Source organism: Providencia sp. 2.29 (genome assembly GCF_015832305.1).
Classification (GTDB): domain Bacteria; phylum Pseudomonadota; class Gammaproteobacteria; order Enterobacterales; family Enterobacteriaceae; genus Providencia; species Providencia stuartii.
In genome coordinates this window covers 3,862,440-3,888,745 of record NZ_CP065420.1, presented here as the reverse complement: position 1 = coordinate 3,888,745, position 26,306 = coordinate 3,862,440, and the positions used below count along the sequence as shown (strand labels likewise).

The 26,306-nt window shown below is 41.9% G+C and carries 26 protein-coding genes; 15 read left to right on the top strand and 11 right to left on the bottom strand.

Annotated elements, in window-relative coordinates:
• The first annotated feature begins 364 nt into the window (after positions 1-364).
• From glpA to I3B46_RS18325, 4 genes are all read left to right on the top strand, one after another.
• Positions 365-2,020: an anaerobic glycerol-3-phosphate dehydrogenase subunit A gene (gene glpA, locus I3B46_RS18340; protein WP_004925779.1), complete on the top strand. Its 1,656-nt coding sequence runs from the start codon at positions 365-367 to the stop codon at positions 2,018-2,020.
• On the top strand, positions 2,010-3,305 hold the full coding sequence (glpB, locus tag I3B46_RS18335; RefSeq protein WP_036942968.1) for a glycerol-3-phosphate dehydrogenase subunit GlpB: 1,296 nt from the start codon (positions 2,010-2,012) through the stop codon (positions 3,303-3,305). Before glpA ends, glpB begins: the two co-directional genes overlap by 11 nt.
• Entirely contained in the window at positions 3,302-4,495 is a 1,194-nt protein-coding gene (gene glpC, locus I3B46_RS18330) for an anaerobic glycerol-3-phosphate dehydrogenase subunit GlpC (protein ID WP_014657520.1), read from the top strand. The genes glpB and glpC overlap by 4 nt, the downstream gene beginning before the upstream one ends.
• A 133-nt stretch (positions 4,496-4,628) precedes the next feature.
• Positions 4,629-5,147, top strand: coding sequence for a GNAT family N-acetyltransferase (locus I3B46_RS18325; protein WP_036942971.1), 519 nt, complete (start codon positions 4,629-4,631; stop codon positions 5,145-5,147).
• Positions 5,148-5,192: 45 nt separating this feature from the next.
• On the opposite strand, the gene dhaL is transcribed toward I3B46_RS18325, so the two are convergent.
• The 3 genes from dhaL to I3B46_RS18310 form a co-directional block, all read right to left on the bottom strand.
• Entirely contained in the window at positions 5,193-5,813 is a 621-nt protein-coding gene (gene dhaL, locus I3B46_RS18320; RefSeq protein ID WP_196993103.1) for a dihydroxyacetone kinase subunit DhaL, read from the bottom strand.
• Positions 5,814-5,876: 63 nt separating this feature from the next.
• Positions 5,877-6,947: a dihydroxyacetone kinase subunit DhaK gene (gene dhaK, locus I3B46_RS18315; RefSeq protein WP_036942978.1), complete on the bottom strand. Its 1,071-nt coding sequence runs from the start codon at positions 6,945-6,947 to the stop codon at positions 5,877-5,879.
• Between the two features lie 218 nt (positions 6,948-7,165).
• Positions 7,166-7,834 carry a 7-cyano-7-deazaguanine/7-aminomethyl-7-deazaguanine transporter gene (locus tag I3B46_RS18310; RefSeq protein WP_004925758.1) on the bottom strand — a complete coding sequence of 223 codons (669 nt, stop codon included), beginning with the start codon at positions 7,832-7,834 and terminating at the stop codon, positions 7,166-7,168.
• Between the two features lie 168 nt (positions 7,835-8,002).
• Here I3B46_RS18310 and tusA point away from each other — a divergent pair, with 168 nt between their 5' ends.
• Entirely contained in the window at positions 8,003-8,257 is a 255-nt protein-coding gene (gene tusA, locus I3B46_RS18305) for a sulfurtransferase TusA (protein WP_004925753.1), read from the top strand.
• Positions 8,258-8,325: 68 nt separating this feature from the next.
• Here the strand turns inward: tusA and I3B46_RS18300 are convergent, their stop codons facing one another.
• The 3 genes from I3B46_RS18300 to I3B46_RS18290 form a co-directional block, all read right to left on the bottom strand.
• Positions 8,326-9,303, bottom strand: a complete 978-nt coding sequence (locus tag I3B46_RS18300) for an Rpn family recombination-promoting nuclease/putative transposase (RefSeq protein ID WP_036942981.1) — start codon at positions 9,301-9,303, stop codon at positions 8,326-8,328.
• 264 nt (positions 9,304-9,567) lie between these two features.
• Complete coding sequence (locus I3B46_RS18295; protein WP_104873200.1) at positions 9,568-11,967, bottom strand: zinc/cadmium/mercury/lead-transporting ATPase; 2,400 nt, start codon at positions 11,965-11,967, stop codon at positions 9,568-9,570.
• Positions 11,968-12,109: 142 nt separating this feature from the next.
• A complete protein-coding gene (locus I3B46_RS18290) occupies positions 12,110-12,739 on the bottom strand; it encodes a lysoplasmalogenase (RefSeq protein WP_004925743.1) in 630 nt (209 codons plus the stop codon).
• A 106-nt stretch (positions 12,740-12,845) separates the two neighbouring features.
• On the opposite strand from I3B46_RS18290, the gene I3B46_RS18285 reads away from it, so the two are divergent.
• Positions 12,846-13,199, top strand: coding sequence for a DUF2500 domain-containing protein (locus tag I3B46_RS18285; RefSeq protein ID WP_169342329.1), 354 nt, complete (start codon positions 12,846-12,848; stop codon positions 13,197-13,199).
• A gap of 5 nt (positions 13,200-13,204) precedes the next feature.
• Here I3B46_RS18285 and I3B46_RS18280 read toward each other — a convergent pair whose 3' ends face one another.
• Positions 13,205-13,489: a DUF1145 family protein gene (locus tag I3B46_RS18280; RefSeq protein ID WP_004925735.1), complete on the bottom strand. Its 285-nt coding sequence runs from the start codon at positions 13,487-13,489 to the stop codon at positions 13,205-13,207.
• The gene (rsmD, locus tag I3B46_RS18275) at positions 13,479-14,081 is read right to left on the bottom strand and encodes a 16S rRNA (guanine(966)-N(2))-methyltransferase (RefSeq protein ID WP_169342330.1); all 603 of its coding nucleotides are present in this window, start codon (positions 14,079-14,081) and stop codon (positions 13,479-13,481) included. Before rsmD ends, I3B46_RS18280 begins: the two co-directional genes overlap by 11 nt.
• 217 nt (positions 14,082-14,298) lie before the next feature.
• Here rsmD and ftsY point away from each other — a divergent pair, with 217 nt between their 5' ends.
• From ftsY to rpoH, 4 genes are all read left to right on the top strand, one after another.
• The gene (gene ftsY / locus I3B46_RS18270) at positions 14,299-16,221 is read left to right on the top strand and encodes a signal recognition particle-docking protein FtsY (RefSeq protein WP_163762173.1); all 1,923 of its coding nucleotides are present in this window, start codon (positions 14,299-14,301) and stop codon (positions 16,219-16,221) included.
• A gap of 6 nt (positions 16,222-16,227) precedes the next feature.
• The gene (ftsE, locus tag I3B46_RS18265; protein ID WP_004925727.1) at positions 16,228-16,893 is read left to right on the top strand and encodes a cell division ATP-binding protein FtsE; all 666 of its coding nucleotides are present in this window, start codon (positions 16,228-16,230) and stop codon (positions 16,891-16,893) included.
• A complete protein-coding gene (ftsX, locus tag I3B46_RS18260; RefSeq protein ID WP_004925722.1) occupies positions 16,886-17,863 on the top strand; it encodes a permease-like cell division protein FtsX in 978 nt (325 codons plus the stop codon). Before ftsE ends, ftsX begins: the two co-directional genes overlap by 8 nt.
• Before the next feature lie 206 nt (positions 17,864-18,069).
• A complete protein-coding gene (gene rpoH / locus I3B46_RS18255) occupies positions 18,070-18,948 on the top strand; it encodes an RNA polymerase sigma factor RpoH (RefSeq protein WP_004925718.1) in 879 nt (292 codons plus the stop codon).
• A gap of 93 nt (positions 18,949-19,041) precedes the next feature.
• Here the strand turns inward: rpoH and I3B46_RS18250 are convergent, their stop codons facing one another.
• Entirely contained in the window at positions 19,042-19,428 is a 387-nt protein-coding gene (locus I3B46_RS18250) for a VOC family protein (RefSeq protein WP_104873203.1), read from the bottom strand.
• Between the two features lie 4 nt (positions 19,429-19,432).
• A complete protein-coding gene (gene panM / locus I3B46_RS18245) occupies positions 19,433-19,837 on the bottom strand; it encodes an aspartate 1-decarboxylase autocleavage activator PanM (RefSeq protein ID WP_014657531.1) in 405 nt (134 codons plus the stop codon).
• A gap of 505 nt (positions 19,838-20,342) precedes the next feature.
• On the opposite strand from panM, the gene I3B46_RS18240 reads away from it, so the two are divergent.
• The 5 genes from I3B46_RS18240 (at position 20,343) to livF (ending at position 25,213) form a co-directional block, all read left to right on the top strand.
• Positions 20,343-21,452: a branched-chain amino acid ABC transporter substrate-binding protein gene (locus I3B46_RS18240; protein WP_004925706.1), complete on the top strand. Its 1,110-nt coding sequence runs from the start codon at positions 20,343-20,345 to the stop codon at positions 21,450-21,452.
• 89 nt (positions 21,453-21,541) lie between these two features.
• Positions 21,542-22,468, top strand: coding sequence for a high-affinity branched-chain amino acid ABC transporter permease LivH (gene livH / locus I3B46_RS18235; protein ID WP_014657532.1), 927 nt, complete (start codon positions 21,542-21,544; stop codon positions 22,466-22,468).
• Entirely contained in the window at positions 22,465-23,748 is a 1,284-nt protein-coding gene (locus I3B46_RS18230) for a high-affinity branched-chain amino acid ABC transporter permease LivM (RefSeq protein ID WP_004925698.1), read from the top strand. The genes livH and I3B46_RS18230 overlap by 4 nt, the downstream gene beginning before the upstream one ends.
• Positions 23,745-24,512 (top strand): high-affinity branched-chain amino acid ABC transporter ATP-binding protein LivG, encoded by a 768-nt coding sequence (gene livG, locus I3B46_RS18225; RefSeq protein ID WP_004925696.1) that lies wholly within the window; start codon positions 23,745-23,747, stop codon positions 24,510-24,512. The genes I3B46_RS18230 and livG overlap by 4 nt, the downstream gene beginning before the upstream one ends.
• On the top strand, positions 24,512-25,213 hold the full coding sequence (gene livF / locus I3B46_RS18220; protein WP_004925693.1) for a high-affinity branched-chain amino acid ABC transporter ATP-binding protein LivF: 702 nt from the start codon (positions 24,512-24,514) through the stop codon (positions 25,211-25,213). The genes livG and livF overlap by 1 nt, the downstream gene beginning before the upstream one ends.
• Positions 25,214-25,261: 48 nt before the next feature.
• Here the strand turns inward: livF and I3B46_RS18215 are convergent, their stop codons facing one another.
• Positions 25,262-26,203 (bottom strand): hypothetical protein, encoded by a 942-nt coding sequence (locus I3B46_RS18215; RefSeq protein ID WP_104873204.1) that lies wholly within the window; start codon positions 26,201-26,203, stop codon positions 25,262-25,264.
• Positions 26,204-26,306: the final 103 nt, after the last annotated feature.

Here is a 26,306-nt window from a genome sequence, read left to right as displayed (position 1 = left end):
GTGAGTGTTTATTCTTGATAGAGTGATAAAAACGAAAGTATTCGAATTTAATTTCGAGCAATTTCTTTCATAAGTGCTCTTATGATAGTCATAAAAAAACATTTTATCTGTAATCTACTGCACAAATATCTGTTTTATTTATGGGAGGCATAGTTAAAGTCATTTAAGGAGGAAAAGAAACCATAACAGATGAAATTATTGTGATTAACATCACGAATTTTGTCTTTTTATCGCTAATTTTGGTTTGATTGCTTTCGTTTTTGTTCCTTATCAAACATCAAGCACGTTTCTTGTCTATATTTAGTTATAGATTATAAAAATAGACCATACTAAAAGTAATGTTGATTAATGTGAGGAATGCGACATGAATGGCTCATCTGTGACTGAAACGGATGTCATCATTATCGGTGGTGGCGCAACAGGTGCAGGTGTTGCTCGTGATTGCGCCCGCCGAGGATTGAAAGCAGTTTTACTCGAAAGGCATGATATTGCAACAGGCGCAACAGGACGCAACCACGGCTTGCTACATAGTGGTGCTCGCTATGCTGTCACGGACGGGGAATCAGCAAGAGAGTGTATTGAAGAAAACAAGATACTAAAACGTATTGCACATCATTGTATTGAGAAGACTGACGGTTTATTTATTACGTTGCCTGAAGATTCTCTCGAATACCAACAGCAATTTATTCAAGCTTGCCAAGCGGCAGGTATTGATGCTCATGCTCTCGACCCCGCAGAAGCGATCCGCCTTGAGCCGTCAGTCAATCCCCAATTGATCGGTGCTGTGAGAGTGCCTGATGGTACTGTTGATCCTTTTCGTTTAACCGCAGCTAATATGCTGGATGCCCGCGAACATGGTGCGAAAGTGCTCACTTATCATGAAGTCATCGGACTAATTCGAGAAGGTGATAAAGTACGCGGTGTAACAGTTTACGATCATCAAGCTAAACAACAATATGATATTTATGCTGAAATTGTGGTTAATGCTGGGGGGATTTGGGGACAAAAAATCGCAGAATACGCAGATCTGAAAATCAAAATGTTCCCTGCAAAAGGTGCGCTTCTGATCTTAGGCCACCGATTAAATAACATGGTTATTAACCGCTGCCGCAAGCCTGCTGATGCGGATATTTTGGTACCTGGAGATACGATTTCACTGATCGGCACAACATCGACACATATCGAATATGATCAAATTGATAATATGTATGTGACACCGGAAGAGGTCGATATTTTGATCCGCGAAGGTTCAATGCTCTCACCTGCATTAGCGAAAACACGCATATTGCGCGCTTATGCGGGGGTTAGGCCATTAGTTGCCAGCGATGATGATCCTTCTGGTCGTAATGTGAGTCGCGGTATTGTGTTGTTGGACCATGCGAAACGCGATGGCCTTGAAAACTTTATCACAATTACTGGTGGTAAATTAATGACTTATCGCCTCATGGCTGAATGGGCAACAGATAAAGTGTGTGAAAAATTAGGGCATACCGCCAAATGCACTACAGCAGATGCCCCTTTACCAGGGTCGCAACATAGTGCTGAAGAAGCACTGCGTAACGTTATTTCAATTCCAGCCCCCATTCGTGGTTCTGCAGTCTATCGTCATGGTGACCGTGCTACCGCGATATTAACGACCGATAGACTAGATAAGAGCCTTGTTTGTGAATGTGAAGCGGTTACCGCAGGTGAAGTACGTTATGCTGTTAACTCATTAACAGTTAATAACTTACTTGATTTACGGCGTCGGACTCGCGTTGGCATGGGAACATGCCAAGGTGAGTTATGTGCTTGCCGAGCCGCTGGGTTATTAAACCGTTTTAATGTGACAACACCACATGAAACCGAACAGCAGCTAGGACATTTTTTGAATGAGCGTTGGAAAGGCGTAAGACCTATCGCTTGGGGGGATGCATTGCGAGAAAGTGAATTTACTAGTTGGGTTTACCATGGCTTATGTGGCATGAATGAAAGTACCTTAGATAAGGTTTCTAACGAGGAGGCTGACCATGAAATATGATGCAGTCGTGATGGGCGGGGGGCTCGCTGGGCTTATCTGTGGTATTCGCTTAACTCAATCAGGTTTATCTTGTGCCATTGTGAGCGCAGGGCAAAATGCGTTGCACTTTTCATCTGGATCTTTGGATTTATTAACGCATTTACCCGATGGCCAAAGCGTAGAAAAACCATTAGATGCCCTAGATAAACTGAGTGAGCAGGCGCCAGAACACCCGTATAGCCGGCTTGGTAAACTTTCGGTGATTAAACTCACTCATCTTGCAAAGACACTATTACAGCAAAGTGGCGTGAAACTTAAAGGTTCTAGCGATGAAAATCATTATCGCATAACGCCATTGGGTCATAAGCGCCTAACATGGTTGAGTCCTGAGTTTGTGCCTACAGTTAACCTCCATAAAAAAAAGGATATGGGAAAAATAGCGGTTGTTGGTATTGAAGGTTTTTTAGATTTTCAGCCGCAAATGGTGTCTGATGAGTTGCAAAGAGAGGGAGTCAGTGCGAGTGCTTATTATGTTCATTTGCCGCTCCTTGATAGACTTAGAGAAAACCCCAGCGAATTTAGAGCTATCAATGTGGCACGTTGGTTAGATAGGCCTGAAAACATGGCGCAAATAGTGGCTGAAATAGCACCACTAGTCGTTGATTCTGATACTATTTTTATGCCAGCGTGTATCGGATTAGATAGTGAAGAGCCTTTGCTTGAGCTACAAAAGCAGCTTGGTAAACCCATCTACTTGTTGCCTACATTACCCCCTTCATTACTGGGGATCCGATTGCATGAGATGCTGTTACGTCAATTTCGCCGTCAAGGTGGGATCATCATGCCGGGTGATAAGGTGACTTCAGTGAATTGTATTGGGTCACGCATAGAATCAGTGAATACACGTAATCATGGTGATATTTCACTCAAGGCTTCTCAGTTTGTCTTAGCCACCGGCAGTTTTTTTAATAATGGGCTTGTTGCTGAGTTCGATCGTATTTATGAGCCATTAATGAACCTTGATTTATGCCATATTCCTCAGCGTGCACAGTGGACCAATAAAGCATTTTTTGCTTCACAGCCATATATGACGTTTGGTGTTCAAACAGATGAGTATCTACGGGCACAAAAAGAGGGGCAAACTTTCGAAAATCTCTATGTGGCAGGCGCGGTTTTAGGCGGTTTTGACCCTTTAACTGAAGGTTGTGGTGCGGGAGTTTCATTGATAAGTGGCTTACATGCAGCAAATGAAATTGTGGGCTATTTTGAACGACAAAGAGCCATGCAGGCGGAGGTGGCGCAATGAGTATTCAGGATGCAAGCTTTGAAAGTTGTATTAAATGTACTGTTTGTACGACCTATTGCCCTGTAGCGAAAGTTAATCCGTTATATCCTGGGCCAAAACAAGCGGGTCCTGATGGTGAGCGTTTACGTTTAAAAGATCCAATGTTATATGATGAGGCATTGAAATATTGCACTAACTGTAAACGTTGTGAAGTTGCATGCCCATCGGATGTTAAAATAGGCGATATTATTGCTCGTGCTCGTAATACATACAGCCAACAAAAGCCGAAATTACGTGATGCAATACTCAGTCATACCGATTTAATGGGATCACTATCGACACCTTTTGCTCCAGTGGTAAATACCATCACGGGGCTAAAACCAGTTCGTCAAATTCTCGATAAAGCTTTAAAAATTGACCATCGTCGGGAGTTGCCTAAATATTCCTTTGGAACATTTAGACGTTGGTATGCAAAACAAGCGGCGGAACAACAAAAATTTGCAGAGCAAGTTGCCTTTTTCCATGGTTGCTATGTCAATTATAACCATCCACAGCTCGGTAAAGACTTAATTAAAGTGTTTAATGGAATGGGAATTGGCGTTCAACTATTAAAACGCGAAAAATGTTGTGGTGTGGCGTTAATTGCGAATGGCTTTATGAAACAAGCTAAGCGGCAAGCAAATGTTAATTTAGAATCGCTACAAGAAACCATCCTTGAGAAACATATTCCGGTTGTTGCAACGTCATCGACGTGTACTTTTACACTCCGTGATGAGTATACACATGTTTTAGATGTCGATACCTCACAAATGCGCGATAACATTGAATTAGCAACACGTTATATCTATCGCTTATTAGAGCAAGGCAGAGAGCTTAAACTCAAGCATACACCTCTGAAAGTGGCTTATCATACGCCTTGTCATATGGAAAAAATGGGTTGGACATCATACACATTGGAGTTGATTAAGCGTGTACCTGGCGTTGAATTGATCGTACTCGATTCTCAATGTTGTGGTATTGCAGGAACATACGGCTTTAAAAAAGAAAACTATGAAGTTTCTCAAGGGATTGGCGCAGGGTTATTTCGCCAAATTGAAGACAGTGGGGTTGATATGGTGATTACAGATTGCGAAACCTGTAAATGGCAGATAGAGATGTCGACCAGTAAAAAATGTGAACACCCGATAAGCCTGTTAGCCAAAGCATTATAATAAAAATAATGAGCTGTTTAGTTAACCCGTTAGGGAGAAAGGAGCCCACCTTTCTCCCTTTTTTGTAATAGTACTGCCATATTCTATCATGCCGTAGTAACCTTATGATTTAATGCATAATGATAGGTTTGACATGTTAGACACGGATCCCTCCTTTAGACTTAGAAAATTGACGCTAGAAGATAAGGACTTCTTTTTTCAACTGTATACGAACCTCGATGTTTTACGTTTTATTTCTAACCCAAAAACAGAAAAAGAAATTCTTGCCGCGTTTGAAAGTCGATTAATCGAATGGAATTTACATTCTGAACATTGGCTATGTTTAGTGATTGAAGATATTGAAACTCACCGGCCTATGGGATTGATTGGCTTTTGTTTATCATTAGTAAATCAACAGCGAGTTGGTGAAATTAGTTATTTGATTGACCCTACTTTTTCAGGTAAGGGCATTGCGACGTCGGCTCTGAAAATGCTGTTATCATCCCCTGATTATGCACAAATTCGCACATTTATAGCAGTAGTGACCGAAGGTAATATTGCTTCTGAAAAAGTGTTGGTTAAAAACGGATTTTCTAAACAAAAAGTGATTACTGCAAACTATGAGATTAATGGTTTTGTGTATGATGATATTTGTTATGAATTAAATCGATAAAACATCACGCTGGTGGTGAGTAAACTATACCAGCGTGATGGAGAGTTAAAGTGATTTCTGTAAAGTTTCCAGCAGTAGCAACACTGATGTTCCACCAGGATCTGCATGGCCTATACTGCGTTCACCTAAATAACTGGCTCGGCCTTTTCGTGCTTGCATAGGGATTGTTGATGCCACACCTTGTTTTGCTGCTTCTACAGCCGCACTTATTGCTTCATTTAAGGTTTGTGAAGTCGCTTTTTCAAGTGATTCACAAACAGGCCACCAAACATCGCACATGGTTTTATCATTAGGTTCGGCTTTGCCTCGTGATACAACACCTTCTGTTCCTGCTTTGAACAGCTCAGCTAAATCAGCAATGCTTAAATTTTCTTTACCAGCAGCACTTTGCGAAGCTTTAATAAAAAATGTGCCGAAGAGTGGACCACTTGCGCCACCGACACTAGATAAGAGTGTCATTCCGGTGGTTTTCAGTAAGGTAGCAATATCTTTGTCTTCAACAGAAGGTAATTTTTCGGCTACTTTCTGAAAACCACGATGCATGTTGAGTCCATGGTCGCCATCACCAATAGCGGTGTCTAGCTCGGTAAGCCGATCTTGTTCATCAGCAAAAGTTTGTGAACACTGTATCAACCAATAATAAATTTGCGGTTGTGTTAAGTTCATGATGTTTTGGCTCCATTTTTACTGCTTAATTTATTGGTTATTGGGAGTAGAAGTTTTGTGTTATCAACACTTCCAACGTAAAGCCGGGGTATTGACTGGTTCATCCCATAACATTAAGTCTTCATCATCCACTTTTAATAGCGTAATTGAGATGCCTTGCATATCAAGTGCGGTGCAATAGGAGCCGACAAGGCTACGTTCAATAGTCAAACCAAAATCGTGACAACAAGTTTGTAGTCGGTGGTACACAGCGTACAACTCAGATAATGGTGTGGCGCCAAGGTTATTAACTAATGCAATTACGCGATCGCCTTTTTTCAGAGGGTGTTTAGTGTGTTTATGCTCTTGCCAGCAGCCATTTTCACGATCCCATTGGCGGCTTATGCGTTCGTAGTGACCGTTTTCGAGCAAAGTTTCAAACATTTGATCGACAGTATCGTCTAAATTAGTAAATTTGCGCCGTTCAATGCCGGGCTCTCCGTGGATCCCCACGCCAAATTCCATTTCGTTATCCGGAAGTTCAAATGAGCGTTTTCCTGCCGCGGGTACGGTACAGGCTTGTAAGGCAACACCTAAACTATAACCATGATTATTGATCTTGTGGCCTAGTTCCACTAATTGCTCAAGAGAATATCCTTTGGTCGCTGCCGCGCCGAGTATTTTTTCCATCAAAACGGTATTAGCGACACCTCGGCGTCCTGCGGTGTATAAACTATCTTTTACTGCGACATCATCATCAACTAATACGGTAGCGATTTTGATCCCTGCATCGTGTAAGAGTTCAGCGGCCGTTTCAAAATTTAGGACGTCACCAGTGTAGTTTTTTATGATCATTAATACACCTTCGCCGCTATCGATGGCCATTGCACATTCCATCATTTGGTCTGGTGTCGGGGATGTAAACATCTCTCCTGGGCATGCCCCATCTAACATTCCTTGACCAATATATCCGCTATGCATCGGCTCATGACCGCTACCCCCACCGGAAAGTAGGCCAACTTTGCCTTTGATAGGTGTATTACTATGAACGAGGTAGGTTGGGTCAACATTCAAACGTAATTCAGGATGAGCAGCAATAAGCCCTTGATTGACTTCACTTATAATATCTTCAACACGGTTAATCAGTTTTTTCATCTTATAAACTCCAAAAGATAGAGAGTGATGGTTATTTCTGTTCGTTTGTGTTCTTTTTTGGTTGAATTAAAACGGAATTGGCGCGGATCGTTTCGATTGTGCAACCAGACTATCACGGCTGTGAGATTATTGATGAATAAAACCAATAAAATGAGAGTTAGATCGGTAATTTTTCAGAGGTGAGCGAAGGGGAGTACTATTTCCCCTTCGCAGTTGCACTAATGTTGATTGGCGAGTTTTTGCTCGGCAGTTTTGGCAAAAAATGTCTTCAAAATAAAATTGAGTAAAACACCATAAGCAGGTAAGAAAAATAGCATACAAATAAATAGCTTAAAGGTATAGTCAACTAAGGCAATTTCTACCCAATTCGCAGCCATAAAAGGATCACTGCTTTGATAAAATGCAATAAAGAAAAAGGCAATGGTATCAATTAAATTACCGAAGAACATGGCGCAGGCGGGGGCAACGTACCAACGTTTATTTTGACGTAATCGGTTGAACACACTGACGTCCATTATTTGCCCAAGAACATAAGCCATAAAGCTAGCAGCGGCAATTCGAGCCACAAATAAGTTAAATGTATTTAATGCTGCTACTCCTTGCCATTCACCTTGAAAAAATAGAGCTGATATAACATAGGAAATGAGTAGAGCAGGCAACATGACCGCAGTGATGATCCGACGTGCAAGTGGTGCACCATAAATACGTACAGTAAGATCAGTTGCTAAGAAAATAAATGGAAAGGTAAACGCTCCCCATGTAGTGTGAAAACCGAAAATATTAATCGGCAACTGTACAAGGTAGTTACTAGAGGTAATAATTAAAATATGAAATAAAGACAGCCAAATTAATGCACTGGCTTTTTGCTGTGCTGTGAATGAAAACATATTGTACCTTTTTAAGTAGCAATGGGGTGAGGGAACCCATAAAAAACTTTCCCGACATTGGGAAGTGCGCATAATACGCTTGTTGCGCAACAAAAGCAAAACTGTTACGTCAGAGAGGATAATTTTATTATATAATTAGAGCATCTTTTATTTTTTAGAAGCGTAGTTATGTCTGATTTATTTTTAAATGCCACTAAAACTCTTGATACACTTGGTTTGCGTTGCCCTGAGCCAGTTATGCTAGTTCGTAAAACTGTTCGAGGAATGAATGCTGGCGATACTTTACTCATCATTGCAGATGATCCTGCAACTACACGTGATATCCCCGGTTTTTGCCGTTTTATGGAGCATGAATTGCTGGCAGTTGAAACGGAACAAACCCCATACCGTTATTTGTTACGTAAAAAAACGGAAGGCCTGTAAGCCTTTTTTAGTTAAATAGGCTGCTTGCGTGCGGTGAGCTTAAAGGCTATCGCACGAATATGGCATTATTACTGGTAAGTGCCCTTATCCTCTTGAATGATAAGTTGTAACTCCTCATAGCTAAAATTTAGGCTCTTCATCACAAGTTCGAAGCTTGCACCATTTTTTAGGAGTGAAAGTGCATTTTCATGCCTGGCTTTTTGCATGCCTTCTATCTTGCCTTCTATCTTGCCTTCTATCTTACCTTCTATCTTACCTTCAATCTTACCTTCTAGTTTGGCTTTATCTTTTAAACGTTGAGCGATATTCATAGCAACACCTTGATGGTTTTCGATTTGTTCAATTAACTGTTGAATTATTTGTTCAAAATACTGAGATGAATCTAACGTAGTGAGCAGATAATTAATAATAATGCTGGTATCTTGCTCACTATTATAGTGCCTATTTAATGCTTGGGCGAGCAGACTAGTCACTTGCTGATATTCGTCACGTAGATTTTTATGCTTCAATGCAAGTTCCATTACTGCAATCTTTCGATGATTAACTAACTCATTGTCATCAATAACAGTGATATCCACTAATGGAAATGGATTAAAGTACAGTTCATCAGCGAGTTCGGGCCAAGAAAAACAGTGAGTCCATGTTTTCAAATAGGGATAGGGGGAGCTATCTCCATGGTAAAATAAAATAGGTACTACGAGTGGTAAACTTTTATGGCCTTGCTGAAGGTGTTGATTCATTGCCAAAAATGAATAATGCATTAAGCGCCAACTCATTAATTTATCAGGTGTTGATTGATGTTCAATAAGGAGGTAAAGATAGCCATCACCAACTTCTGTTTGTACAGTATAAAGAACATCAGATAATCGAGAGCGCAGTTTTTTATCGATAAAAGAAGAGTTAGTAAGTGCTAATGTATTAAAGTCACATAAAGACCGAATATGTTCTGGCAAATGAATGTCGAAAAAATCGCGAGCATTATCTATTTGGGTTAAAAAACCTTTAAAAGCGGCATCATGTGGTGTTGTAGGGGCTTTTTGTATCATACTCGCCTTCATCAATGTCCTTATGTTACGAAGATATTAGCGAATATAGAGATAAAATAGAAAAAAGTTACTCCTAATTTAACGTGAAAAAATAATTTATTTTTTATAAGTGACATCTCATTACTTGTTGTATTTAAAGTTTTTATTACTATTTAATAAAAATTAAAATGTAAGAAATGATAGTTTACTAGATAATAATGATTAAACGTTCTATTTATAACAAAGAAGCGCCGTTATGGCGCTTCTTTAATAATACAATAAATATTATTTTTTAATTTGTGGTAGTTTTACTTTTAGTAAACGTACCGCATTTGCTGTCACTAAAGCTGTTGCTCCTGAGTCAGCAAGAACAGCGACCCAAAGCCCTGTTATTCCCAGTAGGCTGGTAACTAGGAAGATTGCCTTTAACCCTAAGGCTATTGTGATATTTTCACGAATAATCTTACGAGTGGACTGTGATAAAGCAATCACTTCAGGTAATCCAGTTAAACGGTTATGAGTCAAGGCAGCATCGGCAGTTTCCAAAGCAACATCCGTTCCACTACCCATTGCTACACCAATACTTGATGCTTTCATGGCTGGGGCATCGTTAATACCATCGCCGACCATCATAGTGCTATGGTTACGGTTTAATTCCATCACAGCAGTGACTTTATCTTCAGGCAGTAAACCTGCACGGTATTCCATACCTAGTTGACCAGCTATAGCTGCGGCTGCGCGAGGATTGTCGCCTGTTAGCATCACCGCATTAACATTCAAAGCCCTTAACATACTCATGGCATCTATCGCATCGCTTCGTAATGTATCTTGCAGCGCGATTAAGCCGATGACTCGGTTATTTTCCAGTGTGATAACGACTGTTTTGCCTTCCGCCTCTAGTAATTCAACTCGATTTTGCCAAATCCCATCAAGTGGGCTATCCAAACGGCTTGGGGCGCTCACTAACACATGTTTACCATTAAGATAACCTTCAACCCCTTTCCCTGCGAGAGCCTTACGATTTTCGGCTTCAACGACGTTAATTGATAAGGCTTCTGCCTTATTTATAACGGCTTTTGCTAAAGGATGATGAGAGCCTGCCTCAACAGATGCAGTGATTTGTACTAGTTCATTTTCAGTTATACCGTCGACAGGAACCAAATCAGTAACATGAGGTTTACCTTCCGTCAACGTTCCTGTTTTATCTAGTGCAATAGTGGTGACTGAACCTAACTGTTCGAGCGCTGCACCGCCTTTAATTAATGCACCACGACGTGTGGCGGCTGCTAACGCAGAGGTGATTGCCGCAGGTGTAGAAATCACTAAAGCACATGGACAACCAATCAGCAGCAAGGTTAAGCCTCTGTAGATCCACGTTTCCCATGGTGCGCCAAAGAATACGGGAGGGATCACCACGACTAATGCTGAAAATAGCATGATCAGTGGAGTATAGATACGACTAAAGCGGTCGATAAAACGTTCAATTGGTGCTCGACGTTCTTCAGCTTCCTCAATCAATTGCAAAATACGGTCAATCGCGTTTTGCCCTTGCTCTGAAACCACTTTCATCTGTACTGTGCGATCGACAGATAAGCAGCCTGCCGCTACTTTTTCGCCAACATTACGTTCGACGGGAACAGATTCACCCGTGAGTGAGCTTTCATCAAAGCTGGCGAAGCCGGAGATCAATTCCGCGTCAGTTGGTAAGCGACCACCGGGTGCAATTTCAATGATATCACCTGGACGTAGCTGTGAGACTGGAACTGTGGTTTTCTGACCATTTTTAATTAATAAAGCTTCTTCTGGTACAAGTGCCATAAGAGCACTGACACCGCGTCGTGCTCGACCAGCAGAGTAAGACTCCAGCATTTCCCCCAACATAAATAGTAAGATAACCATCGCGGCTTCTTCTGTTGCCTGAATAAAGATGGCACCGATAGCGGCGACAGTCATCAGGGTCTCGATCGCAAAAGGTGTACCAGTACGGATCAAACGTAATGATTTACGCGCAATGGGATAAAGGCCAAATAAAGTCGTTAGTGTAAAAGCAATGAGACCAATTTGAGGGTTAATGCGCTCCACCCCCCAGCTAATAGCCATTAAGATGGCTAAGATGATCACAGGCTTCGACTCGCTTAATAGGCTAGGCGGAGGTGTAATAGCAGCAGCGCTATTGATACCAACATCTAATAGCTCATAGCCAGCCGCTTCTACGGTTGCGCGGACAGCGGAACTAATATCTTTATCGGCATCAACAACGAGTTTTTCTGTGGCAAATAGGACTTTAGCCTGTTTTACCTCAGTGATTTGTTTTACCGCATTTTCGATTTTTTGAGCGCAGCTAGGACAATCCATACCGCGAATTATCCAATTGAAACGTTGCCCTGCGGCTTGTGCAGGTGCAACATCATTTTGCAGCTCACTTGAAGAACTACAACATGCCGTATGCTGATGGCTATGCTCATGTTCTTGATGATCATGTGCTTGATGAGAGGTTGAACAGCAGCTCTGGTGCTGATGAGCCTCCTCATCATCGTCAGGATGTTTCTCGACAGTATCGTGTTCGTGAGTATGTGAGTCATTACTTACATTTTTACTGTTTTGAACCGCAGTTGAAGAGCAGCTGCTGCTCGAACAGCAAGCGCTATTATGTTGATGTACTTCTTTATGGTTGTGTGAGTGCATATGCGCCCCCTTATCAAACAATGACCTTAATCAATATTGATAAGTCTATACTTTGGAGTCTACTCCAGAGTCAAATAGATTAGGGGATGCCAATTGATAAAAAATGCTATTTGAGAATTTTATCAATTGGCAGTGAAGAAAGTTATAAATAAACCGCGCGGATAATGAAGAATTGTCCGAGGAAATAGAGGGCCGCGACAATGGCTTTCGACGCTTTAAAAGGAAAGCGGAAACGAGCAATTAGCCAAATACAGTTAGAAATAAACAGCAAAAATGCCCCGACCATGATTGAGAAGTTGTAATCGCGACCTAGGCCAAAGAATTGGTCACCGGCTACCCAAGCCATAATCATACTCATGATTAATAATGCAAAGATCATTGCCTGTAACTCTTTGAGTTTTGTCCAAATTACACCTAAAGTGATAGCTGCAATAATCAGAGGTATTGGGAGCCAAGGGAGATATAGGCTGAAATCTAACTGCATACCAAAACTGATGGTATAAAGAAGATAACTTACAAACAGCAAGGTTACAGATGCAAGTAAGCGCTCACTTGAAAACATTCTCATCATATCGGCGAGTAATGAAACTGCCAATGCAGCAAGGATCAAATATCCTTGTGTGGTGAGAAAATCTGCATTCCAGCCCCAGAGCAATAACAGTATCAGTGTGACGGGACGAAATAACCAACGTTGCCACTCAGGGCCACGATATGCTGCATCAACATACAGCCAACCAGAAAAAAGTACTGCAAGGAATGGCCAACTAATCATAAACACATCCTTATAAATTCAATGAATGAAGCAACTAGGGTGGTGTTCCTTCTGTATGATTAAGATAAACTATACTGATGAACACTTTAAGCACAATGTTAACTTTATGAATAAACCTATCTTACTTATTATCGTATTGGCGGTTATTGCTGTCTTGGCAACAAAGCGCTTTTTTGACCAACGCAAGCAAAATGAGATCAATGATAATGCTGTGCCAGTCAGTTATTCGGTGGTTGTTGATAGTAAAAAAGATTACCCTTATCCCAATATGCGTTCCCGTGAACGGGATGTGGTTTCACCTGAAACCTTTCGTTATGAGGTCTATTTTAAACCACTAAATAATACGGCTGTGATTAAAGTGATCGTCAGTGAATCTCAATATCAAGCTATTGAACAGGGTCGCCAAGGAACGCTCCGTATGCAAGGAACCCGATTCTTAAGTTTTGAGCCTGACGAATAACCTAATTATTCTTTCTTATTATTCTCAAGCGCTTGTTTTTGCTTTTTTTGCATTGCTAACATTTCAAAGACACCGAAGAAAAAAATTCGGGTCTGTAACCAGCCGGATAATTTTTCTCCTTTAGCGAGTGTTGCTTTCAGGAGGACAGTTTGCAGTGCATGCATAACAATCATAAATATCATGGCAATATCCATAAAATATTTAAATGGCTTAGGAAAAGGCTGGATTAGATTAAATATCATAAACCCCCAAACGCAAATCATTAGCACTCGACCTGCATTAACTAGCATGGCTGTTTTCCTCAATTGAATGGCGAATAAATAAACGATAAGCCACTTGCCCCGCAATTTTCTCACGATGCAGTTGCCAATTAGTGGGGATGTCAGTAAGTGGTGACTCCGCCTCTGACTCAACATATATCCAGCTTTCATCTGCCAGCCATTGGTTTTTTTCTAACAACTGGATAGTGTCGCTTAAGAGTCCTTTACGAAAAGGAGGATCAATAAATACAACATCAAAAGGTGTACCATTTTGACCCAGTATTTCAAGGCTGTTACCGTTGATAATGTTAGCATTATCAGATTGCAGGCGCGCTTTATTTTCTGTTAGTAACTGGGCGTTTTGTTTATCCAATTCAATAAACGTCACACTATCGGCAAAGCGTGATAGTGCTTCAAATCCTAATGAACCACTACCAGCAAAGCAGTCAAGGCAACGAGCTTCACGTATGATAGGCATTAACCAGTTAAATAAAGTTTCTTTGATTCTATCTGTAGTGGGACGTAAGCCCTCACTATCACGAACAGGGAGCTTTCGCCCGCGCCATTTGCCACCGATAATGCGTATCTGACCTAAAGAGGCGCTTTGTGGTTTTTTTGCCATAATATCCATTGCTACTCAGTTTTGTTGAGCTTTATAAAATGCGTTGTCTTATTGTAACGCGCCATTTTCACAGTTTTAACTTAAAAAATCAGATTAAATTGTCATGATTTTTCTTTCAGATATGTGTTGCGGCGCGATGAAATGATAGACTGCATGTAATTTTATTGCGATTTAATTATGAAGCGCCATGTTTTTACCGCGAGGAGTGTAGTGGCTGATGGCTAAAGACAAGAAAAAAGGCTTTTTCTCATGGTTGGGTTTTGGTCGTAAAGACGAGAAAGAGGCTCAACAGCAAGAAGCAGAACAACAAAAAAAGATAGATGCAGACAAAGAGATAGAGCTGCAAAAACAAGACATTGATGCTGCAAAAATGGCAGAAGAAGCTGAACGTCAGTATCAAGAGAAAAAAGCAGAGGAGCAGGCTGCAATTAAAGCGGCTGAAGAAGCCGCAGAGCGTCAGTATCAAGCAGACCAAGCTGCTATTAAAAAGGCAGAGGAAGAGGCAGAGCGTCAGCGCCAAGCCGAGCTAGCCGCAATCAAAGCGGCGGAAGATGAAGCAGAACGCCAACGCCAAGAGGCGGCACGTTTAGCTGAGGAAGAGGCAGAGCGTCAGCATCAAGCTGAACTAGCGGCAGCTAAAGCGGCGGAAGAAGAAGCGGAGCGCCAACGCCAAGAGGCGATACGTTTAGCAGAGGAAGAAGCAGAGCGTCAGCATCAAGCTGAACTAGCGGCAGCCAAAGCGGCGGAAGAAGAAGCGGAGCGCCAACGCCAAGAGGCGGCACGTTTAGCAGAGGAAGAAGCAGAGCGTCAGCATCAAGCCGAGCTAGCGGCAGCCAAAGCGGCGGAAGAAGAAGCAGAACGCCAACGCCAAGAGGCGATACGTTTAGCAGAGGAAGAAGCAGAGCGTCAGCATCAAGCTGAACTAGCGGCAGCCAAAGCGGCGGAAGAAGAGGCAGAACGCCAACGCCAAGAGGCAGCACGTTTAGCTGAGGAAGAGACTGAGCGCCAGCACCAAGCTGAACTAGCGGCAGCCAAAGCGGCGGAAGAAGAGACAGAACGCCAACGCCAAGAGGCAGCACGTTTAGCTGAGGAAGAAGCAGAACGTCAGCACCAAGCAGAAGAACAAGCTAAGCTGGAAGCTCAAGATATCGTCGCGTTACGCGATGAGGTTCTGAGTGAGCAAGAAGAGCCGAAACAAACAGAGCAAGAAAAACCTAAAAAGGAAGGTTTTTTTGCTCGATTAAAGAAAGGGCTACTGAAAACACGTCAAAATTTAGGCTCAGGTTTTCTTGGGTTATTTACTGGCAAGAAAATTGATGATGATCTTTTTGATGAATTAGAAGAACAATTATTGATTGCCGATGTGGGTGTTGATACAACACGTAAAATTATTGATAACCTGACCGCTCACGCAAGCCGTAAAGAGCTAAAAGATGCAGAGGCGCTATACAGTAAATTGCGTGAAGAAATGTCTGATATTTTAGCGGGAGTGGATAAACCGCTAGTCATTGAAGACAAGAAACCCTATGTTATTCTTATGGTTGGGGTCAATGGTGTTGGTAAAACGACCACGATAGGTAAATTAGCTCGCCAATATCAATCTGAAGGTAAAACCGTCATGTTAGCGGCAGGGGATACTTTCCGCGCGGCGGCTGTTGAGCAATTACAAGTTTGGGGGGAACGTAACCGTATCCCTGTTGTTGCGCAACATACTGGCGCCGATCCTGCATCAGTCATTTTTGATGCAATCCAATCAGCTAAAGCTAAAGGCGTGGATGTTCTGATTGCAGATACTGCTGGGCGTTTACAAAACAAAGCACATCTGATGGAAGAATTGAAAAAAATTGTCCGAGTGATGAAAAAACTGGATGAAGAAGCGCCACATGAAATTATGCTAACACTAGATGCAAGTACTGGACAAAATGCTGTCAGTCAGGCAAAACTTTTTAATGATGCTGTAGGTCTGACAGGTATCACATTGACTAAACTCGATGGCACAGCAAAAGGTGGTGTGATCTTCTCCATTGCTGATCAATTCGGTATTCCTATTCGTTATATCGGGATTGGTGAGGGTATTGAAGACTTACGTCCATTTAAAGCCGATGACTTTATCGAGGCTCTATTTGCCCGAGAGGAATAATTTTCGATGATTCGCTTTGAACACGTCAGTAAAGCTTATCGAGGTGGCCGGCAGGCTCTCCAAGGGGTAGATTTTCATCTACAACCAGGGGAAATGGCTTTTCTTACTGGTCACTCAGGAGCTGGTAAAAGTACGCTACTGAAGCTTATTTGTGGTATTGAGCGCCCGAGTGCTGGGCATATATTGTTTAATGGCCATGATATCAGTCGTTTGAAAAATCGGGAGATCCCTTTTTTGCGTCGGCAAATTGGGATGATTTTTCAAGATCATCATCTGTTATTTGATAGAACGGTGTACGACAATGTTGCAATGCCATTGATCATTTCGGGCGCAAGTTCCGAAGATATTCGCAGACGAGTTTCAGCAGCATTGGACAAAGTGGGTCTACTTGATAAAGCGAAAAATTTTCCAATTCAGTTGTCGGGTGGTGAGCAGCAGCGAGTTGGGATTGCGCGTGCTGTCGTAAACAAACCAACCATGTTACTTGCGGATGAGCCAACGGGGAACCTTGATGGTGAACTATCAGAGGGGATCATGCGGTTATTTGAAGAATTCAACCGTGTTGGAGTGACGGTTCTCATGGCAACCCATGATGTTGCTTTGATTGAGAGGCGTAATTACCGTGTACTGACTCTGAGTGAAGGGAGAATGATCGGAGGTCAACATGGCTAAACACGTTCGCAAATCTAAGTCTGAACGCCCTATGCAATCAAAAAGTAAGGCATTGAAAGGTGGGTGGCGTGAACAATGGCGCTATGCTTGGTTGAATACATTGGCGGATATGTTAAGACAGCCGTTAGCAACCTTTTTAACGGTGATGGTCATTGCGATTTCTCTGACCTTACCAAGCCTTTGTTATATTGTCTGGAAAAATGTGGCTCAAGCAGCTGCTCAATGGTATCCAACACCACAATTAACTGTTTACCTTGATAAATCGCTGGATGAACAAGGTGGGCAAAATGTGGTAACTCAGTTGCAAGCGCTTGATGGGGTAGAGCACGTAAACTACTTATCTCGCGACCAAGCGATGAGTGAGTTCCGTAGTTGGTCTGGTTTTAGTACCGCCTTAGACATGCTAGAGGAAAACCCATTACCTGCTGTGGCAATTATTACGCCAAAATTGGATTTTCAAAGTTCTGAAGTGTTAACAACACTGCGTGATCGAGTAAGCCAAGTTAATGGCATTGAAGAAGTTCGTATGGACGATAGCTGGTTCTCTCGGTTGGCGGCATTAACACAACTTGTCGGGCAAGTCGCTTCGGTGATTGGTATTCTAATGATCATTTCACTATTCCTTGTTATTGGTAATAGTGTGCGTTTGAATATTTTTGCGCGTCGAGACACCATCAATGTGATGAAGCTCATCGGTGCGACAGATGGCTTTATTATGCGGCCATTTTTACACGGTGGCTTGTTAATGGGGGCACTGGGCGCGGTAGTATCGCTGATTATGTCAGCGCTACTGGTGTGGAAGTTATCCGATGTTGTAGCACAAGTTGCGAGTGTTTTTGGTACGCAATTTCATATAGAAGGCTTGCTATGGGAGGAATCTTTATTAGTGATCCTTATGTCAGCCATGATTGGTTGGGTGGCAGCTTGGCTAGCGACAGTCCAGCACTTACGTCATTTTACGCCTGAATAATCCTTTTTATCGGCATAGTTTATCGCTATGCCGATAAAAATGGCACAGCTTGGGAACTTTTGAAGTCTTGGTTTGTCTGATATTAACCTGTCGCTATCGCACAAGTAGAATTTATTTAACTCAGTAAAACTGGTAAACTACGGTTTTCTAATCTTATATATCGCATCAAATTAATCTCTTTTCTTTATTTTTCAAAGAGGATCTGAATGACCAAAGACATGCAATCATTAGCACTTGTTCCGCAGGGAAGTATTGAAGCTTATATGCGGGCTGCCAATGCTTATCCTATGCTCACCGCTGAGGAAGAAAAGGAACTTGCTGAACGGCTGCATTACCATGGTGATCTGGATGCGGCAAAGCAACTGATCTTATCGCACTTACGTTTTGTGATACATGTTGCTCGTAGCTACGCAGGTTACGGTTTACCGCAAGCAGATTTAATTCAGGAAGGGAATATCGGCCTGATGAAAGCAGTGCGTCGGTTTAACCCTGAAATTGGTGTTCGCCTAGTTTCCTTTGCGGTCCATTGGATCAAAGCTGAAATTCATGAATACGTGTTGCGCAATTGGCGTATCGTTAAGATCGCGACAACAAAATCGCAGCGTAAGTTATTTTTTAACTTGAGAAAAAATAAAAAGCGTCTCGGTTGGTTTAATCAAGATGAAGTTGATATGGTGGCTAAAGAGCTGGGCGTGAGTACCAAGGATGTACGTGAAATGGAATCACGCATGGCGGCTCAAGATATGGCTTTTGATATGTCTGATGATGATGATAGCGGTGATTTAGGGCAACCTATTGCACCCGTACTGTTCTTACAAGATAAATCATCTGATTTTGCAGGCTCTATCGAAGAGGACAATTGGGAAAGTCACGCAACAGATCGGTTAGCCGACGCATTAGATTCATTAGATGAGCGTAGCCAAGATATTATTCGTGCTCGTTGGCTAGATGATGATAATAAGACAACATTACAGGAATTAGCCGATAAATATGGCGTTTCTGCCGAACGAGTCCGTCAGCTCGAAAAAAATGCCATGAAAAAATTGCGTGCCGCAATGGAAGAAGGCGAAGAAGAGAGTTATTAAAATCGATTTCCTTCCTGATTCACTGTTACTGCATTTATTGTCGCCGCCACGCGCGGGGCAATAAATGCAGAATACGCAGTATCATTCACTGTATCATTCACTGTATAATTCTAAGGGGAGTCCATCCGGATCGGCAAAAAAAGTAAACCTTTTTTGTGTGTAGGGATCGATTCGTGGTGATTCACAATCAACATTATGCTGCTTTAAATATTCAATCCATCCGTCAAGATCGTCCACACTAAACGCCAAATGTCTCAAACCACAAGCTTCAGGGTAACTTGGTCTAGCTGGTGGCGTAGGAAAACTAAATAATTCAATTTGGTATTGGTTGTCGAGCGCTAAATCTGCTTTCCATGAATCAGACTCTGCTCGATAATGCTCTTCTAATAAGGTTAATCCAAGAATTTTGCAGTAAAAATGTTTACTGGCAGCATAATTGGAGGCAATGATGGCAACATGGTGAATCCGCTTTAATTTCATAGTATTAAACTCGTTTTTCCCATCGATGACTTTCTTGCGTTGGTGTGAAGCGACAAGCTAATAAAAATTGCTCCATCACGATTTTATCCGCATCTAAAACCCCCTCTAAGCTGAAATACCAATGAGTTATTTGAGGCTCTTGTCGGCATATTTCGTCGAGTAAATAGAGCCCTACGCCACGGCGACGAGTGACCTCGCGCACTAAAAAATCGTAGATAGTACCTTTGTGTTGTTCTCGATGAATTTTGGCTGCGGCTAATAGGCGATCATTAAAGCGTGCCGCATAGATTTTTTGCTCTGATTGGCATTGATGAGCAAGTTGGTCTGGCTTCTGGTCAGGCCAGATTTTGTACAGGTCAAGATATTGTTGCTCAGTAGGATTGACCAAAGGAATGATTGTTAATTTCATAATCTTTCTATCTATATTAGTGAGACACCAAGCTGTAACTCATTGATTATTGCTGCTGTATGTAATCACATAGCCATGTTTGTCATTAAGGATATGCTTAATGGCTACCAAGCTGCAACTCGCATTATTTAGAGTATGCCCTTTGCTTATTTTTCATTCACACTCATCGACAGAGTGATCTGTAACCGATTTTTTGATTTTAGAGATGAAGATTTTGTCTTGGTTGATCTTCCGAGTTTAGCTCGGATTAATTTAAATTTAACTAGAATATAACACTGGCATTTACCAAAAACCCACGTAATAACATTAGATTTTTATTCTGCTGATTATGTAATTACCTGCCATATACATTTGCTATTTAGCATATTTATCTTGTTTAATGTCATGAAATATATAGCCTTATTGGCTATGTTTTTAAATATTAGGCATTCGATAATGCCAATCATAATAATTGACTATAAATCAAACACAAACATGCAGAACCACAGAAGATGGGGACGACAGAATGAAAAAAATGAATAAAATGTTACTGGCAGGATCGATTGCGATGGTGTTTAGCCAGCCGATATGGGCTAAAGAGGTGAAGATCGCAGTTGTTGGTGCTATGTCTGGCCCTGTTGCCCAATATGGCGACATGGAGTTCACTGGTGCTCGCCAAGCAGTCGCTGATATTAATGCAAAAGGTGGGATCAACGGCGATACTTTAGTTGCAGTTGAATATGATGATGCTTGTGACCCAAAACAAGCTGTCGCTGTTGCTAACAAAGTGATCAATGATGGGATTCGTTATGTTATTGGTCATCTCTGCTCTTCTTCAACACAACCTGCATCCGATATTTATGAGGATGAAGGGATTATCATGATCACGCCGGCTGCAACCAATGCTGATCTAACCACGCGTGGTTATCAAATGATCATGCGTACAACAGGTCTAGATTCAGACCAAGGCCCTACCGCAGCGAAATATATTGTCGATGAGATCAAACCAAAACGTATCGCTGTTGTTCATGACAAACAGCAGTACGGTGAAGGTTTGGCGCGCTCTGTCCGTGAAAATCTAAACAAAGCGGGTGTTAAAGAAGTGATGTTTGAAGGGATCACCGCGGGCGATAAGGACTTTTCTGCACTGGTAGCCAAACTGAAAAAAGAGAATGTGGATTTTGTCTATTTTGGTGGCTACTACCCAGAAATGGGGCAAATTTTACGTCAAGCGAAGCAATCGGGTTTGAATATTCGCTTTATGGGCCCAGAAGGAGTAGGTAACTCATCACTTTCAAATATTGCTGGGGAAGCTTCAGAGGGGATGTTAGTAACATTGCCTAAACGCTATGACCAAGTCCCAACTAACAAACCTATTGTGGATGCGATTAAAGCGAAAAAAGAAGATCCAACCGGTCCGTTCGTTTGGACTACGTATGCGGCAATTCAAGGCTTGACGACAGCAATGGAGCGTACAGGGAGCCGAGAGCCAGAAGATTTGGTTAAGGATCTAAAAGCAAATCCAGTCGACACAGTGATGGGGTCATTGACTTGGCAGCCTAATGGAGACCTGAAAGGTTTTGAATTTGGCGTATTTGAATGGCATGCGGATGGTACATCCACTGCAGTGAAGTAATTTCACTATTCAGGCGCTGAACCGGGAGTTGGCTTACCAACTTCCGGCTTCTGCCCTGTTTAGGGATGGTAGTATTAAAGGATAGTCCTATGTCAGATCAAATTCTTTATTTTATCCAACAACTCCTCAATGGCTTAACCTTGGGCAGTACCTATGCATTGATAGCGATTGGCTACACAATGGTTTATGGCATTATTGGTATGATCAACTTTGCTCATGGTGAAGTTTACATGATTGGTAGCTATGTCTCCTTCATTGTCATCGCTGGGCTAATGATGCTAGGTATTGATGTTGGTTGGATCCTTATTGCTGCGGCATTCGTGGCTGCGATTGTTGTTTCAAGCTCCTATGGTTGGAGTATTGAACGCGTCGCATACCGGCCTGTTCGCCATTCAAAAAGGTTGATTGCACTTATCTCTGCAATTGGAATGTCAATTTTCCTACAAAACTATGTCAGCTTGTCACAGGGATCACGTGATCTGGCATTACCGAGTTTGATCACAGGTCAGTGGGTATTAGGCGAAAGCGATGGCTTTGAAGCGAGCATTACAAAAATGCAGCTGACCATTTGGGTGGTTACCTTACTTGCTATGTTGGCATTGACCCTATTTATCCGCTATTCCCGTATGGGAAGGGCGTGTCGTGCCTGTGCTGAAGATTTAAAAATGGCAAGTTTATTAGGCATTAACACAGACCGAGTGATTTCATTAACTTTCGTGATTGGTGCCACAATGGCAGCGGTAGCGGGAGTACTACTTGGGCAGTTTTATGGGGTCATAAACCCTTATATCGGTTTTATGGCTGGAATGAAAGCCTTTACCGCAGCCGTACTGGGGGGAATTGGTAGTATTCCTGGCGCTATGCTAGGAGGCATCATTCTCGGTGTTGCGGAAGCAATGACATCGGCTTATTTAAGCACGGAATATAAAGACGTTGTGTCATTTGGTTTATTAATTGGTGTATTGCTGATCATGCCAACCGGCATTCTGGGGCGCCCGGAGGTCGAGAAAGTATGAGAAAAGAAAATTGGATTAATGCCATTGTCGCGTCTGTGATGTTCTTTATTCTCTCTGTCTTTATGATGGGTCTGCAATTGACACTTGATGGCACGAAACTGGTTGTTTCAAGTGGTGATTCGGTACGCTGGAATTGGATTTTTGCAGGGATTGCAGTGATCTTTATTTTTCAGCTAATACGCCCTTCATTGGTGAGAGTGTGGCAAGGTGTTCCGAAACAATCGTGGTCTATACCTGATTTTGATGGCTCGACAGCGAGGCAAAAGATCCTTGCATTAGTTATTGTTATTGCTGCAATTATTTGGCCTTTTGTTGTTTCTCGAGGTAGCGTCGATATTGCTACATTAACCTTAATTTATGTGATGTTAGGCCTTGGTTTGAATGTGGTTGTCGGGCTATCAGGCTTACTGGTTTTGGGGTATGCAGGGTTTTATGCAATAGGTGCTTATACTTTTGCATTATTAAACCATTATTACGGGTTTGGCTTCTGGGAAAGCCTACCTATTGCTGGGTTAACAGCGGCCTTAGCTGGGTTTTTATTGGGGTTCCCTGTATTGCGGCTAAGAGGCGATTATTTGGCGATTGTCACCTTAGGTTTCGGTGAGATTGTGCGTATTTTATTGCTCAATAACACGGAAATCACGGGAGGACCAAACGGGATTAGCCAGTTGCCTAAGCCAACGTTGTTTGGTTTAGAGTTTAGCCGCACAGCAAAAGAGGGTTGGGATACTTTCCATAATTTCTTTGGCCTTGATTACAACGCAGGCGATAGGATTATTTTCCTCTATTTTGTGGCTCTGCTACTGGTGCTATTAACGCTGTTTGTGATCAATCGATTATTACGTATGCCTTTAGGGCGGGCGTGGGAAGCATTACGGGAAGATGAAATCGCCTGTCGCTCTTTAGGTTTATCACCGACAAAGATCAAGTTAACCGCTTTCACGATCAGTGCTGCCTTTGCTGGGTTTGCGGGAACGCTTTTTGCGGCTCGCCAAGGCTTTATCAGCCCTGAATCATTCACTTTCGTTGAGTCTGCTTTTGTACTAGCCATTGTCGTGCTCGGAGGGATGGGCTCACAAACATCGGTGATATTAGCGGCGATTATACTGGTTGTCTCAAGAGAAATGATGCGTGATTTGAATGCTTACAGTATGTTGCTATTAGGGGCATTGATGGTGCTGATGATGATTTGGCGTCCACAAGGGCTATTACCAATGAAACGTCGCCAAATGAAGCTAAAAAATAGCGAGCAAGTCGCCAGTGAGGGGGAAAAAGTATGACTCCTCTATTACAAGTCAACGGTCTAACCATGCGTTTTGGTGGGCTATTAGCGGTAAATAACGTTGAGCTGAGCTTAAATCAAGGTGAAATCGTTTCCTTGATTGGGCCAAATGGTGCAGGAAAAACGACAATTTTTAACTGCTTAACCGGGTTTTATAAGCCAACTGGCGGCTCAATTCTATACCGAGAAAAGCATTTGGAAGGCTTATCGGGTCAGGCGATCGCTCGGCTTGGGGTGATCCGAACTTTTCAGCATGTACGCTTATTCAAAGAAATGACCGTGATTGAGAATCTGTTAGTTGCTCAACATCAACATTTGAAAAGTGGTATTTTCTCCGGGTTACTGAAAACGCCAGCCTTTCGACGAGCGGAATCAGAAGCGATCGACAATGCAGTAAAGTGGCTTGAAAGGGTCGATTTATTGCAATTTGCTAACCGTCAAGCTGGTAACTTAGCGTATGGTCAACAGCGTCGGTTAGAGATAGCTCGCTGTATGGTGACACGGCCTGAAATTCTTATGTTAGATGAACCCGCGGCCGGCCTAAACCCGAAAGAAACTGATGACCTTGATGAGTTAATTGCTGAGTTACGCTCTCATCACCAAGTATCTATCTTATTGATTGAACATGATATGAAGCTAGTGATGGGAATTTCAGATCGCATTTATGTGGTGAACCAAGGCACGCCTTTGGCGAATGGAACACCTGATCAAATTCGTCAGCACCCTGATGTGATCAAAGCTTACTTGGGGGAGGCTTATTGATGTTAGAATTTAAACAAGTTTCTGCCCATTACGGAAAAATTCAAGCACTACATCAAGTGAGCCTGAATATTCAAAAAGGGGAGATCGTCACATTAATCGGTGCTAATGGTGCGGGTAAAACGACGCTACTGAGCACATTATGCGGTGACCCGCGAGCCTCAGAAGGGCAAATTCTCTACCGTGATGTCGATATTACTCAGTTGCCGACCGCGAAAATTATGCGTGAAGATATTGCATTAGTACCCGAAGGTCGCCGCGTTTTTTCACGAATGACCGTCGAAGAGAATTTAGCGATGGGGGGCTTTTTTGCTAATCGCCAACAATATCAAGAGCGCATAGAGCGCGTTTATACGCTGTTCCCGCGTTTGCATGAGCGCCGTAGTCAACGCTCTGGCACCATGTCTGGTGGTGAGCAGCAAATGTTAGCGATTGGTCGTGCGCTGATGAGTCAACCTGAGTTGTTGCTACTTGATGAACCATCATTAGGTCTAGCGCCAATCATTATCATGCAAATCTTTGATACCATTTTGCAACTGCGCGAAGCGGGAATGACTATTTTCCTTGTGGAGCAAAATGCCAATCAGGCATTAAAACTGGCTGATCGCGGCTATGTTCTTGAGAATGGGCGTATTGTATTGGAAGATAGTGGTAAAGCGTTACTCGCTAATGAAGCAGTACGTAGTGCCTACTTAGGCGGCTAAACAATCCCCCTTCATATCCTCTATTGGATACTGAAGGGGCTTAATAGTTTAAGGTATTTTTATTAATGTCGGATTGGTTTCGAGTTCAATCTTTATGGTGAGCTTATCTAGATTATCAAATTTTAACGTATGATCTTTATTCACGTTGAAACAAGTTGCTCTCTTTATCTCAATAATAGACCCGGAAATTAATCGTTGAGGCTCAATTTGTTCAAGTTGATAACGGCAATGGGATGTTATTAAATATCCATTTTCCGTTATTTCGATTTGGACTGTTCCTTTATTCTCTCTTTGAGAGATATTGATTTTATCACGGTTTTGATTTGTGTTATATATATCGATATAAGCGTTTAAAATATGCTTTTGGTTCGCAATGTTACATAGATGACTAATGTGCTCAGGTGGTAATTTTTTAAAAGCATAATAAATGTCATTTATTGAATCTAATACAATTGACGAGCCATTCTCTGATTTGAAAATAATCTTCATTGCACCTATATCACGGGATATCTGCTCAAGGCATGAAATCTTATCTTCTGATTTTATTGTTATTTTTGAATTTTCATCCTCTATAATTTCATCTCCTTTACCCCACCGCCTTATCTGATAGTTTAATGCAGCAATCAATTCATTTTGTGTCATCAGAATATCTGTTTTATCTTGATTTTCCTCATTGAAATAAGAGGAGATCTCTTTGTTAAATTCAATAGTAACTTTTTGGTTATCTAATGATAATGACTTTAAACTTAACTTTGTATCGGGTTTATTTGCTATATTCTCTGGTAGGTGAAAATATTGATTAATAAAATCAATGGCAGACTCTTCATCCGTGATTTTAGGTTGCCAATGTGTATTTTCAGCTTGGTTTATTTTTGAAGTTTTAACAGGAAAAGAGTGATCACTATTTTTTACTTTAGCTATTTTTGATTCATGAGTGTGATCGTTATTGAGCCAAGAAGTAAGGCTATAAAATGGATTTTTAATCTTCATAAGTTATCACCAATAAAATTTATTTGCGATAACTTACAATAGGTTTGATGCGAAAGATTGCAATAATCGAGCATCCTATCGCTCATAGTGGGCTTTTCATGAC

Excerpts from the sequence above, each read along its gene's own strand:
- dhaK (WP_036942978.1), bottom strand. The coding sequence starts at position 6,947 with ATGAAAAAACTGATTAACCGTGTTGAAGATATTATAAGTGAAGTCAAT.
- I3B46_RS18250 (WP_104873203.1), bottom strand. The coding sequence starts at position 19,428 with ATGAAATTAAAGCGGATTCACCATGTTGCCATCATTGCCTCCAATTAT.
- I3B46_RS18300 (WP_036942981.1), bottom strand. The coding sequence starts at position 9,303 with ATGATACAAAAAGCCCCTACAACACCACATGATGCCGCTTTTAAAGGT.
- I3B46_RS18325 (WP_036942971.1), top strand. The coding sequence starts at position 4,629 with ATGTTAGACACGGATCCCTCCTTTAGACTTAGAAAATTGACGCTAGAA.
- glpC (WP_014657520.1), top strand. The coding sequence starts at position 3,302 with ATGAGTATTCAGGATGCAAGCTTTGAAAGTTGTATTAAATGTACTGTT.
- I3B46_RS18285 (WP_169342329.1), top strand. The coding sequence starts at position 12,846 with ATGAATAAACCTATCTTACTTATTATCGTATTGGCGGTTATTGCTGTC.
- rpoH (WP_004925718.1), top strand. The coding sequence starts at position 18,070 with ATGACCAAAGACATGCAATCATTAGCACTTGTTCCGCAGGGAAGTATT.
- I3B46_RS18295 (WP_104873200.1), bottom strand. The coding sequence starts at position 11,967 with ATGCACTCACACAACCATAAAGAAGTACATCAACATAATAGCGCTTGC.
- glpB (WP_036942968.1), top strand. The coding sequence starts at position 2,010 with ATGAAATATGATGCAGTCGTGATGGGCGGGGGGCTCGCTGGGCTTATC.
- I3B46_RS18310 (WP_004925758.1), bottom strand. The coding sequence starts at position 7,834 with ATGTTTTCATTCACAGCACAGCAAAAAGCCAGTGCATTAATTTGGCTG.
- I3B46_RS18215 (WP_104873204.1), bottom strand. The coding sequence starts at position 26,203 with ATGAAGATTAAAAATCCATTTTATAGCCTTACTTCTTGGCTCAATAAC.
- livG (WP_004925696.1), top strand. The coding sequence starts at position 23,745 with ATGACTCCTCTATTACAAGTCAACGGTCTAACCATGCGTTTTGGTGGG.
- panM (WP_014657531.1), bottom strand. The coding sequence starts at position 19,837 with ATGAAATTAACAATCATTCCTTTGGTCAATCCTACTGAGCAACAATAT.
- I3B46_RS18240 (WP_004925706.1), top strand. The coding sequence starts at position 20,343 with ATGAAAAAAATGAATAAAATGTTACTGGCAGGATCGATTGCGATGGTG.
- ftsX (WP_004925722.1), top strand. The coding sequence starts at position 16,886 with ATGGCTAAACACGTTCGCAAATCTAAGTCTGAACGCCCTATGCAATCA.
- I3B46_RS18290 (WP_004925743.1), bottom strand. The coding sequence starts at position 12,739 with ATGATTAGTTGGCCATTCCTTGCAGTACTTTTTTCTGGTTGGCTGTAT.
- rsmD (WP_169342330.1), bottom strand. The coding sequence starts at position 14,081 with ATGGCAAAAAAACCACAAAGCGCCTCTTTAGGTCAGATACGCATTATC.
- livH (WP_014657532.1), top strand. The coding sequence starts at position 21,542 with ATGTCAGATCAAATTCTTTATTTTATCCAACAACTCCTCAATGGCTTA.
- glpA (WP_004925779.1), top strand. The coding sequence starts at position 365 with ATGAATGGCTCATCTGTGACTGAAACGGATGTCATCATTATCGGTGGT.
- tusA (WP_004925753.1), top strand. The coding sequence starts at position 8,003 with ATGTCTGATTTATTTTTAAATGCCACTAAAACTCTTGATACACTTGGT.
- I3B46_RS18280 (WP_004925735.1), bottom strand. The coding sequence starts at position 13,489 with ATGCTAGTTAATGCAGGTCGAGTGCTAATGATTTGCGTTTGGGGGTTT.
- ftsE (WP_004925727.1), top strand. The coding sequence starts at position 16,228 with ATGATTCGCTTTGAACACGTCAGTAAAGCTTATCGAGGTGGCCGGCAG.
- ftsY (WP_163762173.1), top strand. The coding sequence starts at position 14,299 with ATGGCTAAAGACAAGAAAAAAGGCTTTTTCTCATGGTTGGGTTTTGGT.
- livF (WP_004925693.1), top strand. The coding sequence starts at position 24,512 with ATGTTAGAATTTAAACAAGTTTCTGCCCATTACGGAAAAATTCAAGCA.
- I3B46_RS18230 (WP_004925698.1), top strand. The coding sequence starts at position 22,465 with ATGAGAAAAGAAAATTGGATTAATGCCATTGTCGCGTCTGTGATGTTC.
- dhaL (WP_196993103.1), bottom strand. The coding sequence starts at position 5,813 with ATGAACTTAACACAACCGCAAATTTATTATTGGTTGATACAGTGTTCA.